Raw genomic sequence first — 14,223 nt, forward strand, 5'->3', positions numbered from 1 at the left:
GCTCCCACACCCGCCTTGGGCGAGGACAAAAATGAGGGATGCACCATGCCAGTCGCAGTGATTCAAATGGTCAGCCAAAGCGATGTGCTCGCCAACCTGGCGCGCGCCCGTGTGCTGCTGGAGCAGGCTGCCGCCGGCGGCGCGAGGCTGGCAGTGCTGCCCGAGAATTTTGCCGCGATGGGACGCCGGGACATCGCCGAGATCGGTCGTGCCGAAGCCTTTGGTCAGGGACCGATCCTGCCCTGGTTGAAACAGGTCGCCCGTGACCTCAAGTTATGGATTGTGGCCGGCACGTTGCCGTTACCGCCGGTGGATCAGCCCGAGGCCAGGTCCCATGCCTGTTCGTTGCTGGTGGACGACCAAGGCCAGATCGTCGCGCGCTACGACAAGCTGCACCTGTTCGATGTGGATGTGGCGGACAATCGCGGGCGCTATCGCGAGTCGGATGACTATGCTTATGGTGCCAACGTGGTGGTTGCCGATACTCCAGTGGGGCGGGTGGGCCTGACGGTCTGTTATGACTTGCGGTTCCCGGAGCTCTACAGCGAGCTGCGAGCTGCCGGGGCCGAGCTGATCACGGCGCCCTCGGCGTTCACCGCGGTGACTGGCGCCGCCCATTGGGACGTGCTGATCCGCGCCCGGGCGATCGAGACCCAGTGCTATGTGCTGGCGGCTGCCCAGGGCGGCCTGCATCCGGGGCCACGGGAAACCTTTGGCCATGCCGCGATTGTCGACCCGTGGGGCCGCGTGCTGGCACAACAGGATCAAGGCGAGGCCGTGCTGCTGGCCGAGCGCGACAACAATGAACAGGCGTCCATCCGGGCGCGCATGCCGGTGGCTAGCCATCGGCGCTTTTTCTCGCAGGGCGCTCGACAGCGACCTGTCCAAGACGACGAATTCAAGGCGTAAATCATATGAGCGGGTTGTTGTCCTCAGTCAGTGAACACCTTTTAGCCCCCGGCGGCGTAACCCTCGAAAGCCTGCAAGGCGTGCTGGGCGACCTGGCCGGCCCGGGCATCGATGCCGCCGACCTGTATTTCCAGGGGCAGATCTCCGAGTCCTGGTCGCTGGAAGACGGCATCGTCAAGGAAGGCAGTTTCAACCTTGACCAGGGCGTGGGCGTGCGCGCCCAGTCCGGGGAAAAGACCGGTTTTGCCTATAGCAACGCCATCACCCTCGAAGCCCTCGGTGCGGCTGCCCGTGCGGCCCGCTCGATCTCCCGGGCCGGGCAGAATGGCACGGTCCAGGCGTTCAGCAGCCAGGACGTGGCGCAGTTGTATGCGCCGGACAACCCGCTGGAAGTCATGAGCCGCGCCGAAAAAGTCGAGTTGCTCAAGCGCATCGACGTCGCGACCCGGGCCCTCGACCCGCGCATCCAGCAAGTGACGGTGAGCATGGCCGGGGTCTGGGAACGGATCCTCGTGGCCTCCACCGACGGCGGCCTGGCGGCGGACGTGCGGCCCCTGGTGCGGTTCAACGTCAGCGTGATCGTCGAGCAGAACGGTCGTCGTGAGCGTGGCGGCCATGGCGGCGGTGGACGCACCGACTACCGTTATTTCCTCAGCGAAGACCGCGCCATGGGTTACGCCCGCGAAGCGCTGCGCCAGGCGCTGGTCAACCTGGAGGCGATCCCGGCCCCGGCCGGTACATTGCAGGTGGTATTGGGTTCCGGCTGGTCCGGCGTGCTCCTGCACGAAGCGGTGGGGCACGGCCTGGAAGGCGATTTCAACCGCAAGGGCAGCTCGGCCTACAGCGGGCGCATGGGTGAAATGGTCGCCTCGAAACTCTGCACCATTGTCGATGACGGCACCCTGGCCGGACGTCGCGGTTCCCTGAGCGTCGATGACGAAGGCACGCCGACCGAGTGCACCACGCTGATCGAGAACGGCGTGCTCAAGGGCTACATGCAAGACAAGCTCAACGCCCGCCTGATGGGCGTGGCCCGTACCGGCAACGGTCGCCGCGAATCCTACGCGCACCTGCCGATGCCGCGCATGACCAACACCTACATGCTGGGTGGCCAAAGCGATCCGGCGGAAATCATTGCCTCGGTGAAAAAAGGCATCTATTGCGCCAACCTCGGCGGTGGCCAAGTGGACATCACCAGCGGCAAGTTCGTGTTCTCCACCAGCGAGGCCTACCTGATCGAGGACGGCAAGATCACCGCGCCGGTCAAGGGCGCGACCCTGATCGGCAATGGGCCGGAGGCGATGAGCAAGGTGTCGATGGTCGGTAACGACCTGGCGCTGGACAGTGGCGTGGGGACGTGTGGCAAGGATGGGCAATCGGTGCCGGTAGGCGTCGGCCAACCGACCCTGAAGATCGATGCGATTACCGTGGGTGGCACGGGCGCATGAAAATGCTCAGGGGCTTGCGCGAGTCATCGTGGCGAGGGAGCTTGCTCCCGCTGGGCTACGCAGTAGCCCCGATGCGGTTGCTGCGCAACCGAGCGGGAGCAAGCTCCCTCGCCACGGAAACCTCTTGCAGGAGGGTAAAGCTGTTAGTGATCAGCGCAAGCCGCGTTGAGTCTCGTCCAGCTCACGGATGTATTTGAAGATTTTACGGCTCGAGGCTGGTGGCTTGTTTTGCGCCAGTTCGTGCTGGGCCTGACGGATCAGGGAGCGCAATTGCTGGCGATCGGCCTCCGGGTAGTCGATGACGAATTTTTCCAGCACACCGTCATCGCCGGCGATCAAGCGATCGCGCCAGCGTTCCAGGTTATGGAAGCGTTCGTTGTACTGCCGGGTGGAGGCATCGAGTTGATCGAGCAGAACCAGGATGGCGTCAGTGTCCTGATCGCGCATCAGTTTGCCGATGAATTGCAGGTGCCGTTTACGCGCGATATTCGCGGTGTGCTTGGGCGCATCGGCCAGGGCCCGGCGCAAGGCGTCGGTCAAAGGCAGTTTGGCCAGCAAGTCAGGCTTGAGTGTTGTCAGGCGCTCGCCGAGGTCAACCAGAGCATGCAGCTCGCGTTTGACCTGGGATTTGCTTTTTTCACCCTCGTAGAGGGAGTCGTCGTAAGAATCAACCATGGTGGCAGTCCGCAAAGAAACGCCGCCATGATAACCAGTCGGGGGCCGCTTGTCCGGCCCGGTCGCTCGAAGGCCATTACCGAGAGCAGAATTTGAGTGGAGAACACCATGAGTGCAGTTCAGAGCGTCGGCCCGCAAGCATTGCCGGCACTGCAGGAACAAGTCGAGCAGATCCTTGCCGAAGCCAAGCGACAGGGCGCCAGTGCCTGTGAGGTGGCGGTGTCCCTGGAGCAGGGGCTGTCGACCTCGGTGCGCCAGCGCGAGGTGGAAACCGTCGAATTCAATCGCGACCAGGGCTTTGGCATCACCTTGTACGTGGGCCAGCGCAAGGGCTCGGCCAGCACCTCGGCCAGCGGTCCGGAGGCCATTCGTGAAACCGTCGCCGCGGCACTGGCGATTGCCAAGCACACCTCCGAAGACGAAGCCTCGGGCCTGGCCGACGCCGCACTGATGTGCAAGGAGCAGCGAGACTTCGACCTGTTCCACGCCTGGGACATCACCCCTGAACAGGCCATCGAGCAGGCACTGCGCTGCGAAGCGGCAGCATTCGATGCCGACTCGCGGATCAAGAACGCCGACGGCACGACGCTCAATACTCACCAGGGCTGCCGGGTCTACGGTAACAGCCACGGCTTCATCGGCGGTTATGCGTCGACCCGCCACAGCCTCAGTTGCGTCATGATCGCTGAAGCCGACGGCCAGATGCAGCGCGATTACTGGTATGACGTGAACCGCCAGGGCACCCTGCTGGCGGACCCGGTAAGCATCGGCCAGAAAGCCGCGCAACGGGCGGCCAGCCGCCTGGGCGCGCGGCCGGTGCCGACCTGCGAAGTGCCGGTGCTGTTTGCCGCCGAGCTGGCCGGTGGCTTGTTTGGCAGCTTCCTGTCGGCGGTGTCCGGCGGCAACCTGTACCGCAAGTCGTCGTTCCTCGAAGGCGCGCTGGGCCAGAAACTGTTTCCGGAATGGATGACCATCGACGAACGTCCGCACCTGATGCAGGCCATGGGCAGCTCGGCGTTCGACGGCGATGGCCTGGCCACCTACGCCAAGCCGTTCGTGGAAAACGGCGAACTGGTGTCCTACATCCTCGGTACCTATTCGGGCCGCAAGCTCGGCATGCCGAGCACGGCCAATGCCGGTGGCGTGCATAACCTGTTCGTGACCCATGGCGAAGAAGACCAGGCGGTCTTGCTGCGACGCATGGGGCGTGGCCTGCTGGTGACCGAACTGATGGGCCACGGCCTGAACATGGTCACCGGGGACTATTCCCGTGGCGCGGCGGGTTTCTGGGTCGAGAATGGCGAGATCCAGTTCCCGGTCCAGGAAGTGACCATCGCCGGGAACATGCGCGATATGTTCAAGCAGATCCTGGCCGTGGGCAACGACCTGGAACTGCGCAGCAACATCCGCACCGGTTCGGTACTGATCGAGCGGATGACGGTGGCGGGGAGCTGATACCCATCCCACAAAAAAGGGCGCGTCATCCGCTGGGTGACGCGCCTTTTTTGTGTCCGCGGAAATCCTTGTGGCGAGGGGATTTATCCCCGCTGGGGTGCGAAGCGCCCCCAAAAAACTGACACAGCGGTGCGTCTGGAAGATTGTTGGGGGGCCGCTACGCGCCCCAGCGGGGATAAATCCCCTCGCCACAATGCGATCTTCATCAGGCTTGTGTTGCTTCTTATTATCATCTAATAATGAATCTCATTCGCCGAGCGAGCCCCCGGTCATGAGTTCTGCCCTGCACGAACAACCCTACCTTGAAAGCTGGCGCTGGATGAGTCGCCAGATCCGTTGCGCGCTGAACCCTGACGAGCCGCGGCTGATCGAGCACTACCTGGCTGAGGGCCGCTATCTGGCCTGCTGCACCACGACATCGCCGTGGATGATTTCCGAAACCGCCTTGCGCTTGTTGCTCGACACCGCCTCCGACGTCGCGCTGCCCTGGCATTGGCGCAATCTCTGCCTCGACCAGGCCTGGCGCCCCTTGCGCGACCTCGAACGACAATCACTGTGCCGCTGCCGCCTCGAGCGCTGGCAGCGCCATGCCTGGGCGCTGGCGACCTGCGCCCTGGAGCCGTCGATTTCTCTTATTGAACTGGTGCAAGGATCTCCCGATGAGTAATACCCGTATCGAACGCGACAGCATGGGCGAACTGCAAGTCCCGGTGGACACCCTCTACGGTGCACAGACCCAGCGTGCCGTGGATAACTTCCCGGTCAGCGGCCAGCGTATGCCGGCGCAGTTCATCCGCGCCCTGATCCTGGCCAAGGCGGCGGCCGCCCGGGCCAACGTAGAGCTGGAGCAAATCAGTCCAGCCCAGGGCAAGGCCATCGTCGATGCGTCCCTGGGGCTGCTCGAAGGCCGGTTCATGGACCATTTTCCGGTGGACATCTTCCAGACCGGCTCCGGCACCAGCTCCAACATGAACGCCAACGAAGTGATCGCCACCCTCGCCAGTCGCCTGCTGGGAGAAGCGATCAATCCGAACGACCACGTCAATTGCGGCCAGAGCAGCAACGACATCATCCCCACCAGCATTCATGTCAGCGCTGCGCTGGCCTTGCATGAGCAGTTGCTGCCGGCACTGTTGCACCTGGTGCAGGTGATCGAGCGCAAGGCCGAGCAGGTCCACCCGTTCATCAAGACCGGCCGCACCCACCTGATGGATGCCATGCCGGTGCGCCTGAGCCAGGTGCTCGACGGTTGGGCGCAGCAGCTCAAGGCCAATATCGGTCACTTGCAGGATTTGCTCCCGAGCCTGCAATCCCTGGCCCAGGGCGGCACGGCGGTCGGTACCGGGGTCAACGCCCATCCACGCTTCGCCGAACTGTTCAGCCAACAACTGACGCAATTAACCCAGGTGCAATTCACCCCGGGCAAGAACCTGTTCGCGCTGATCGGTTCCCAGGACACCGCCGTCGCGGTTTCCGGGCAGCTCAAGACCACCGCCGTGTCGCTGATGAAAATCGCCAACGACCTGCGCTGGATGAATTCCGGACCGTTGGCGGGCCTGGGGGAGATCGAACTCGAAGGCTTGCAACCGGGTTCCTCGATCATGCCCGGCAAGGTCAATCCGGTGATTCCGGAGGCCACCGCGATGGTTGCGGCCCAGGTGATCGGCAACGACACGGTGATCACTATCGCCGGTCAATCGGGCAACTTCGAATTGAACGTGATGCTGCCGATCATTGCCCAGAACCTGCTGAGCAGCATCGCCCTGATGTCCACCGCCAGCCGCTTGCTGGCGGACAAGGCCATCGCCACATTCAAGGTCAACGAGGCCAGGCTCAAGGAAGCGTTGTCACGCAACCCGATCCTGGTGACCGCCCTGAATCCGATCATCGGTTACCAGAAGGCCGCTGAAATCGCCAAGAAGGCTTACCAGCAAGGCCGGCCGGTCATCGATGTCGCCCTGGAACACACCGACCTGACACGCAGCGAACTCGAAGTCCTGCTGGACCCGGAGAAGCTCACCGCCGGCGGCGTGTAATCCCGACACCTGTGTGGAGGACTCATCATGGAACACTGGAAACGTACGATCGAACGGGCCAATCGCTGTTTCATGCAGGGTGAGCTGGTAGATGCCCGCGAAGCCTACCTGCAAGCCCTGGCCCTGGCACAGGTGCTGTTCGAGCGCTGGGCGGATGCCGACGAAGCCGTGGCCGCCTGCGTCGTCTCCCACCACAACCTGGCGGACCTGCACTTGCGCCTGAACCAGCCGGAGGAGAGCGCCGAGTACTTGTGTGCGATCCACCAACGGTTGTTGCAGACGATCCAGGACGAACGTCTGGCGCCGGCCCTGCGCGCCGCCGCGCTGCGCCAGAGCCACAAGACCTATGTCGAACTGCTGAGTTTCATCAGCGAGCACGGTGAATACCCTCGCACCCAGCGCCTGCTGCACTGCAACGCCGCCGCGCCCCGGCAGCGCAATGCCCCTCTTCACCATGGAGTTCATTGAAAATGGCTTTTACCTTGCCTGCATTGCCCTACGCCTACGACGCCCTGGAACCGCACATCGATGCGCAAACCATGGAGATCCACTACACCAAGCATCACCAGACCTATATCAATAACCTCAACGCGGCGATGGACGGCACTGAATACGCCGGGTGGCCCATCGAAAAGCTGGTGTCCAGCGTGGAACAGTTGCCGCCAAGCCTGCGGGCTGCGGTGATCAACCAGGGCGGTGGTCATGCCAACCATTCGTTGTTCTGGGAAGTGATGACGCCCCGAGGCGGCGGCCAGCCCGATGGTGCCCTGGCGGCGGCGATCGAAGCGCAACTGGGCGGTATCGAGCGTTTCAAGGAAGCCTTCACCAAAGCGGCGCTGACCCGTTTCGGCAGCGGCTGGGCCTGGTTGAGCGTGACTGCGCAAAAGACCCTGGTGGTAGAAAGCAGCGGCAACCAGGACAGCCCGCTGATGAACGGCAACACACCGATTCTTGGCCTGGACGTCTGGGAGCACGCCTATTACCTGCGCTACCAGAACCGTCGTCCGGAATACATCAGCGCCTTCTACAACGTGATCAACTGGCCTGAGGTCGCCCGGCGCTACCAGGCTGCGCTGGCTACGAGCCCTTCCTGAAAATAACCCAAGGCTGACTATGGATACTCAAACACTGGCGATTGGAAGCGGACGGATGTTCCGCTATGCCTTGGGATCGTTGTTGCTGTTGGCCGGGATGACGTTGTTGGCGGCACAGGGCCTGGCATGGCTGGACCTGGAGCCAAGGCTGTTGCGTGCGCTCGAGGGTGGCGGGCTGTGCGCCTTGGGCACCGCGCTGGGGGCCGTGCCGGTGTTGGTCATCCGGCGCATGCCCCAGGCCGTCAGCGATTTGTTGCTGGGCTTCGGTGCCGGGGTGATGCTCGCCGCCACGGCATTTTCGCTGATTGTGCCGGGCATTGCGGCGGCCGAGCAGTTGGGGCTAACCCCTTGGGCCGCCAGCGGTCTCATCAGTTTCGGCATTCTATTGGGCGCGTTCGGGCTGTACCTGGTGGACCGCAAGGTCTCGGCCAGCCCCGAAAGGCTTGTCGCGGTATCAGGACGGCCGATCATTGCGCCGAGGATATGGTTATTCGTGTTTGCCATCATCGCCCACAATATTCCCGAGGGCATGGCGGTGGGTGTGTCGGCGGGTGGCGGTATGCCGGATGCCGACAGCCTGGCGATGGGTATCGCCTTGCAGGATGTACCCGAGGGGCTGGTGATCGCCCTGGTGCTGGCTGCGGCGGGAATGTCGCGGGTCAAGGCATTCCTGATTGGCGCGGCGTCAGGGCTGGTCGAACCAGCGTTCGCGCTGCTGTGCGCCTGGTTGGTGAGCCTGGCCGAGATGCTCTTGCCCTTGGGGCTGGCGTTGGCAGCCGGGGCGATGCTCTTGGTGGTGACTCACGAGGTCATTCCCGAATCCCGTCGCAATGGCCACGAGAAACTGGCAAGCCTGGGGCTGTTGGTGGGGTTTTGTTTGATGATGGTGCTGGATACGGCGTTGGCGTGACAAGCGACGGGGCGTGAACACCGGCATCTGTGCTGGCGTGGTTTATCCGTGGCGAAGGGATCTGTGGGAGCAAGGCTTGCCCGCGATGCAGGCGCTGCGATTGTGCAGGTCGGCCGAGTTATCGTTCATCGCGAGCAAGCTTTGCTCCCACAAGAAATCCTCTCGTCACAATGAGTCTGCCCTGAGCTTGGGTCGGTTACTCGCCTTCGTCGAAGTACCTGTTGATCAAGTCCACCAGGGCATCCATCGCTTCTTGCGCTTGCTCCCCTTCAGTGCTCAGGTGGATCTTGGTGCCCTTGCCGGCGGCGAGCATCATCATCGCCATAATGCTTTTACCGTCGACCGCCGTCTCGGGTGTGCGGCCAACCCTGATGGTGGTGTCCTGGAACTGGCCGGCAACCCCGACGAACTTGGCCGACGCTCGGGCATGCAAACCCAGCTTGTTGATGATTTCAATTTCCCGAGCAGGCATCGCGATGTGAATCCTTTAGCTGAGGTCGCGGTGGCGAACCTGGACATTCTTCAGGGATTGTTGCAGGAGTTGACCCAGGCGTTCGGTCAGGTAGACGGAGCGGTGATGGCCGCCGGTGCAACCGATGGCGATCGTGACATAGGCCCGGTTGCTCGCGGCAAAGCGGGGCAGCCATTTGAGCAGGTAGCTGGAGATGTCCTGGTACATTTCCTCGACATCCGGCTGTGCGGCCAGGTAGTCGATCACCGGCTGGTCGAGCCCGGACTGCTCGCGCAATTCCGGTTTCCAATAAGGGTTGGGCAGGCAGCGCACATCGAATACCAGGTCGGCGTCTACTGGCATGCCACGCTTGAAGCCGAACGACTCCACCAGGAACGCCGTGCCCGGCTCCGGCTGGTTGAGCAGGCGCAGCTTGATCGTGTCGCGCAACTGATACAGGTTCAGGTGCGTGGTGTTGACCTTCAGGTCCGCCAGGTCGGCGATTGGCCCCAACAGCTGGCTTTCATCCTCGATGGCTTCGGCCAGGGAGCGGTTGGCATTGCTCAGCGGATGGCGCCGACGGGTTTCGGAAAAGCGCTTGAGCAGTGTCTCTTCATCGGCATCCAGGTACAGCACGTCGCACTGGATATGCCGGCTGCGCACTTCCTCGAGCAGTTCAGGAAAACGCGACAGGTGGCTTGGCAGGTTGCGCGCATCGATGGACACCGCCACCAGCGGCTGCGCCAGCTCGGTGTGGATCAGGGCGCGCTCGGCCAGTTCCGGCAGCAGGCCGGCGGGCAGGTTGTCGATGCAATAGTAGCCGCTGTCCTCAAGCACATTGAGGGCAGTGCTTTTACCGGAGCCGGAGCGGCCACTGACGATGATCATGCGCATTTTTAATGACCGTTCTGCTCGTCCAGGACCACCTGGTACAAAGCTTCGTTACTCGGTGCGCTGCGCAGTTTTTCGCGCACTTCCTTGCGGTCCAGCATGCTGGCAATCTGGCGCAGCAGCTCGAGGTGCGCATCGGTCGCCGCTTCCGGTACCAGCAATACAAACAGCAGGTCGACCGGGGCGCCGTCGATGGCGTCGAAATCTATGGCGGCTTCAAGGTGCAGCAGCGCGCTGATCGGTGCGGCACAACCCTTGAGGCGGCAGTGGGGAATGGCGATACCGTTGCCAAAACCGGTGGAACCGAGTTTTTCACGGGCAACCAGGGCCTCGAAGACGTCCTGCATTTCCAGATCCGGCACTTCGCGGTGGATCAGGTTGGCAATTTGTTCGAGGGCTTTCTTTTTACTGCCACCCGGCGCGTTCACCAGGGAACGGCCGGGGGTCAGGATGGATTCTAGTCGGATCATGGATTGGGGGGGTTAACGACCGGTTGCGCCCTGGAGGAGGCTCTGGGTCTTTTCCTTATGCTTTTTGAGTTGGCGATCCAGCTTGTCGGTCAGCAGGTCAATCGCGGCATACATGTCTGTGTGCTCTGCGTTGGCAACCACTTCTCCGCCGGGGATATGCAGCGTGGCTTCGATTTTCTGCAGCAGCTTCTCGACGTTCATCGTGACCTGCACGTTGGTGATCTTGTCGAAATGCCTCTCCAATCGGTCGAGTTTTTCGCCGATGTAGGTGCGCAGGGGTTCGGTCACTTCCAGTTGGTGTCCACTGATGTTGACTTGCATACAGCTTCTCCTTCGTTGCCAGTGCATAAAGCGGCAGGCAGAAATGCCTGCCACTGGAACGCTGTGGCGTGGCCCGTTACATCAACCGCTTGCGTTCGCTCGAAGGCGCGATCCCGAGGGATTCGCGGTATTTGGCGACGGTGCGGCGGGCCACCTGAATGCCTTGTGCCTCCAGTAAACCAGCGATCTTGCTGTCACTCAACGGCTTTTTCTGATTTTCCGCGGCCACCAGTTTTTTGATGATCGCGCGGATGGCTGTGGACGAGCATTCGCCGCCTTCGGAGGTGCTGACGTGGCTGGAGAAAAAGTATTTCAATTCATAGATGCCCCGAGGGGTATGCATGAATTTCTGGGTGGTTACCCGGGAAATCGTCGACTCGTGCATGCCCACTGCCTCGGCAATGTCATGCAGGACCAACGGTTTCATCGCTTCGTCGCCATACTCCAGGAAGCCGCGCTGATGCTCGACGATCTGGGTGGCCACTTTCATCAGGGTTTCGTTGCGGCTTTGCAGGCTCTTGATGAACCAGCGCGCTTCCTGCAACTGGTTGCGCATGAAGGTGTTGTCGGCGCTGGTGTCGGCGCGTTTCACGAATCCGGCGTACTGGGCGTTGACCCGCAGCTTGGGCACCGACTCCTGGTTGAGCTCCACCAGCCAGCGATCGTTGTGCTTGCGCACGATCACGTCGGGGACCACGTATTCGGGTTCGGTGGATTCGATCTGCGAGCCGGGGCGTGGGTTGAGGCTCTGCACCAGTTCGATGACCTGGCGCAGCTCATCTTCCTTGAGCTTCATGCGCCGCATCAGTTGGCTGTAGTCGCGGCCACCCAGCAGGTCGATGTAATCGGTGACCAGTCGCTTGGCTTCGGTCAGCCAGGGTGTCTTGGCGGACAACTGGCGCAGTTGCAGCAACAGGCACTCGCCCAGGTTGCGGGCGCCGATGCCGGCTGGCTCGAACTGCTGGATGCGATGCAGGACAGCTTCGATCTCGTCCAGCTCGATGTCGAGCTCGGGATCGAAGGCTTCGAGGATTTCCTCGAGGGTCTCGTCCAGGTAGCCCTGGTTGTTGATGCAATCGATCAGGGTCACGGCGATCAGGCGATCGGTGTCGGACATCGGCGCCAGGTTCAGTTGCCACAGCAGGTGACTTTGCAGGCTCTCGCCGGCCGAGGTGCGGGTGGTGAAGTCCCACTCGTCGTCATCGCTGCTCGGCAGGTTGCTGGCGCTGGTCTGGTAGACGTCTTCCCAGGCCGTGTCCACGGGTAGTTCGTTGGGGATGCGTTCGTTCCATTCGCCATCCTCGAGGTTATCCACCGTCGGGGCGGCTTCCTGGTAGGACGGTTCCGGGATTTCGGTGTTGGTCTTCTGCTCGACGTTGTCGGCCAGCGGATCGGTGTTGTCGAAGTCGTCGCCTTCTTCCTGGCGTTCGAGCATCGGATTGGACTCCAGGGCCTCCTGGATTTCCTGTTGCAGGTCCAGGGTCGACAATTGGAGCAGGCGGATGGCCTGTTGCAGCTGCGGTGTCATCGTCAGCTGCTGGCCCATTCTCAAGACTAGCGATGGTTTCATGGCAGGGGCTTAACACCTTATTCGCCGGCGCACATGCGCCATCCACTACAGGGCGCCGAGGCGCCAAACTTAAGCAAATTATATGCCTGAAACTGAAGTGTTTGCCTAGAGCGTCGCCATAATAAAATTAAACGACGCTCGAGCGATTCGCCAGACACTTGTGCTTACAGGCGGAACTCGTGGCCCAGATACACTTCCTTGACCAGGTCATTGGCCAGGATGGCTGCGGAATCGCCTTCGGCGATCAGCTGGCCGTCATTGACAATGTAGGCGGTTTCGCAGATATCCAACGTCTCGCGCACGTTGTGGTCGGTGATCAGCACGCCGATTCCCTTGGCCTTGAGGTGATGGATGATCTGCTTGATGTCGCCCACCGAGATCGGGTCCACGCCGGCGAACGGTTCGTCGAGCAGTATGAACTTCGGCGCGGTGGCCAGGGCGCGGGCGATTTCCACGCGACGCCGTTCGCCACCGGACAGGCTCATGCCCAGGTTGTCGCGAATGTGGCTGATGTGGAACTCCTGCAACAGGCTTTCCAGCTCTTGGCGACGGCCGGCCTTGTCGAGTTCCTTGCGGGTCTCGAGGATCGCCATGATGTTGTCGGCAACCGACAGTTTGCGGAAGATCGACGCTTCTTGCGGCAAATAGCCGATACCGGCCTTCGCCCGGCCGTGCATCGGCTGGTGGCTGACATCCAGGTCGTCGATCAGCACGCGGCCCTGATCGGCCTGGACCAGGCCGACGATCATGTAGAAGCAGGTGGTCTTGCCTGCGCCGTTGGGGCCGAGCAGGCCGACGATCTGGCCGCTGTCGATGGACAGGCTGACATCACGCACGACTTGGCGGCTCTTGTAGCTCTTGGCCAGGTGCTGAGCTTTCAGAGTTGCCATTACTGGGCCTTCTGTTCGGTTTTCTTTTTCGGCTGGATCACCATATCGATCCGCGGACGCGACTCGGTCACCTTGCTGCCGGTGGCGCGACCGGCGCTGGCGAGTTTCTTGTTGGTGTCGTAGACGATCTTCTCGCCTTGGGTCACGTTGTTGTCCTTGTCGACCACCTTGGCGCGGTCGATCAGCACGACGCGATCCTGGGAGGCGTGGTACTGGATGGTTACCCCGTAGCCCTGCACAGGCTTGGTGTCGCCCGCGGTTTGCAGCTGTTCGAAATAGGCCAGGTTGCCCACCGAGGTCACTACGTCGATATCGCCGGACTGGGTGCGGGTGATGGTCACGGTATTGCCGGTAACCTTCATCGAGCCCTGGGTGATGATCACGTCGCCTTTATAGGTGGCGACGCCATTCTTGTCGTCGAGCTGGGCATCGTCGGCCTGGATACGGATAGGTTGGTTGCGGTCGTCGGGAAGAGCCCAGGCGCTCGCGCTTCCCAGTGCTGCGCCCAGACTGAGCAAAATAGGGAGGGTTTTAGCGAGCTTCATACTGTCCTCTTACGTTCGATAGCAGGTGTATCCTGCTTTCCTTCAAATACGCTTTCATTCCCGTGCCGGTCGATACACCCCCGGCGCCGTCGATTCTAACGGGTTGCTCGGTCTGCGCATATTCTTGCTGTGGGAACACGGTCATGCGTGTGCTGGTGATGATGGTCGTACGGTTTTTCTCGTCGGTTCGGGCGACGCGTACCGAGTCGATCAGTTCCACTTCGGTGCCGCCGGAGTTGACTTCGGCGTGTTCGCTCTGCACATGCCACGGAAACTCGGTGCCGCGGAACATGTTCAGGTCCGGCTTGGTCACCAGGGTAATATCAGTGGCCTTCACGTGGTCGACCTTGTCCGAGGTCATCTCGTACTGCACCTTGCCGTCGGGCAGGTACTGCAGGGTGTGCGTGTTGGTCGCGTACCAGTCGATCTTTTCCTCGACCTGGGCCGCAGGCTGGTCGAGGAACTGTTCGGGGCTGATGTTCCAATAGCCCACCGCCGCAAAAATCGCCGCGATACAGCCGAACACCACAATGGTGCGAATCTTCTTGCTCAGCATAA

17 protein-coding genes are annotated in these 14,223 nt (G+C 61.8%); 8 read left to right on the forward strand and 9 right to left on the reverse strand.

Annotation, left to right across the window (positions count from 1 at the left end; genetic code table 11):
- Positions 1-45 precede the first annotated feature (45 nt).
- On the forward strand, positions 46-909 hold the full coding sequence (locus DTP52_RS11865) for a carbon-nitrogen hydrolase family protein (RefSeq protein WP_109753540.1): 864 nt from the start codon (positions 46-48) through the stop codon (positions 907-909).
- A gap of 5 nt (positions 910-914) precedes the next feature.
- Positions 915-2,357, forward strand: coding sequence for a metalloprotease TldD (gene tldD, locus DTP52_RS11870; RefSeq protein ID WP_109753541.1), 1,443 nt, complete (start codon positions 915-917; stop codon positions 2,355-2,357).
- A 150-nt stretch (positions 2,358-2,507) separates the two neighbouring features.
- On the opposite strand, the gene yjgA is transcribed toward tldD, so the two are convergent.
- Positions 2,508-3,032: a ribosome biogenesis factor YjgA gene (gene yjgA, locus DTP52_RS11880; RefSeq protein ID WP_003197830.1), complete on the reverse strand. Its 525-nt coding sequence runs from the start codon at positions 3,030-3,032 to the stop codon at positions 2,508-2,510.
- A gap of 108 nt (positions 3,033-3,140) precedes the next feature.
- Here yjgA and pmbA point away from each other — a divergent pair, with 108 nt between their 5' ends.
- The 6 genes from pmbA (at position 3,141) to DTP52_RS11910 (ending at position 8,527) form a co-directional block, all read left to right on the forward strand.
- The gene (pmbA, locus tag DTP52_RS11885) at positions 3,141-4,487 is read left to right on the forward strand and encodes a metalloprotease PmbA (protein WP_109753543.1); all 1,347 of its coding nucleotides are present in this window, start codon (positions 3,141-3,143) and stop codon (positions 4,485-4,487) included.
- Positions 4,488-4,758: 271 nt separating this feature from the next.
- A complete protein-coding gene (locus DTP52_RS11890; RefSeq protein WP_109753544.1) occupies positions 4,759-5,154 on the forward strand; it encodes a FagA protein in 396 nt (131 codons plus the stop codon).
- Positions 5,147-6,523, forward strand: a complete 1,377-nt coding sequence (locus DTP52_RS11895) for an aspartate ammonia-lyase (RefSeq protein WP_109753545.1) — start codon at positions 5,147-5,149, stop codon at positions 6,521-6,523. The genes DTP52_RS11890 and DTP52_RS11895 overlap by 8 nt, the downstream gene beginning before the upstream one ends.
- Positions 6,524-6,550: 27 nt before the next feature.
- A complete protein-coding gene (locus DTP52_RS11900) occupies positions 6,551-6,991 on the forward strand; it encodes a hypothetical protein (RefSeq protein WP_109753546.1) in 441 nt (146 codons plus the stop codon).
- Between the two features lie 2 nt (positions 6,992-6,993).
- A complete protein-coding gene (locus DTP52_RS11905) occupies positions 6,994-7,617 on the forward strand; it encodes a superoxide dismutase (RefSeq protein WP_109753547.1) in 624 nt (207 codons plus the stop codon).
- A 19-nt stretch (positions 7,618-7,636) separates the two neighbouring features.
- The gene (locus DTP52_RS11910) at positions 7,637-8,527 is read left to right on the forward strand and encodes a ZIP family metal transporter (RefSeq protein ID WP_109753548.1); all 891 of its coding nucleotides are present in this window, start codon (positions 7,637-7,639) and stop codon (positions 8,525-8,527) included.
- A gap of 196 nt (positions 8,528-8,723) precedes the next feature.
- On the opposite strand, the gene DTP52_RS11915 is transcribed toward DTP52_RS11910, so the two are convergent.
- From DTP52_RS11915 to lptC, 8 genes are all read right to left on the reverse strand, one after another.
- The gene (locus DTP52_RS11915) at positions 8,724-8,999 is read right to left on the reverse strand and encodes an HPr family phosphocarrier protein (protein WP_109753549.1); all 276 of its coding nucleotides are present in this window, start codon (positions 8,997-8,999) and stop codon (positions 8,724-8,726) included.
- A 15-nt stretch (positions 9,000-9,014) separates the two neighbouring features.
- Positions 9,015-9,872: an RNase adapter RapZ gene (gene rapZ, locus DTP52_RS11920; RefSeq protein ID WP_018613998.1), complete on the reverse strand. Its 858-nt coding sequence runs from the start codon at positions 9,870-9,872 to the stop codon at positions 9,015-9,017.
- Positions 9,873-9,874: 2 nt separating this feature from the next.
- Positions 9,875-10,339: a PTS IIA-like nitrogen regulatory protein PtsN gene (ptsN, locus tag DTP52_RS11925; RefSeq protein ID WP_109753550.1), complete on the reverse strand. Its 465-nt coding sequence runs from the start codon at positions 10,337-10,339 to the stop codon at positions 9,875-9,877.
- 12 nt (positions 10,340-10,351) lie between these two features.
- On the reverse strand, positions 10,352-10,660 hold the full coding sequence (gene hpf / locus DTP52_RS11930) for a ribosome hibernation-promoting factor, HPF/YfiA family (RefSeq protein ID WP_003178005.1): 309 nt from the start codon (positions 10,658-10,660) through the stop codon (positions 10,352-10,354).
- 76 nt (positions 10,661-10,736) lie between these two features.
- Positions 10,737-12,230 carry an RNA polymerase factor sigma-54 gene (locus DTP52_RS11935; RefSeq protein WP_109753551.1) on the reverse strand — a complete coding sequence of 498 codons (1,494 nt, stop codon included), beginning with the start codon at positions 12,228-12,230 and terminating at the stop codon, positions 10,737-10,739.
- 164 nt (positions 12,231-12,394) lie between these two features.
- Positions 12,395-13,120: an LPS export ABC transporter ATP-binding protein gene (gene lptB, locus DTP52_RS11940; protein ID WP_018614004.1), complete on the reverse strand. Its 726-nt coding sequence runs from the start codon at positions 13,118-13,120 to the stop codon at positions 12,395-12,397.
- A complete protein-coding gene (lptA, locus tag DTP52_RS11945) occupies positions 13,120-13,665 on the reverse strand; it encodes a lipopolysaccharide transport periplasmic protein LptA (protein WP_109753552.1) in 546 nt (181 codons plus the stop codon). The genes lptB and lptA overlap by 1 nt, the downstream gene beginning before the upstream one ends.
- On the reverse strand, positions 13,652-14,221 hold the full coding sequence (gene lptC / locus DTP52_RS11950; RefSeq protein ID WP_109753553.1) for an LPS export ABC transporter periplasmic protein LptC: 570 nt from the start codon (positions 14,219-14,221) through the stop codon (positions 13,652-13,654). Before lptC ends, lptA begins: the two co-directional genes overlap by 14 nt.
- Positions 14,222-14,223: the final 2 nt, after the last annotated feature.

This window comes from Pseudomonas sp. 43mfcvi1.1 (assembly GCF_900115935.1).
Classification (GTDB): Bacteria; Pseudomonadota; Gammaproteobacteria; order Pseudomonadales; family Pseudomonadaceae; genus Aquipseudomonas; species Aquipseudomonas bijieensis.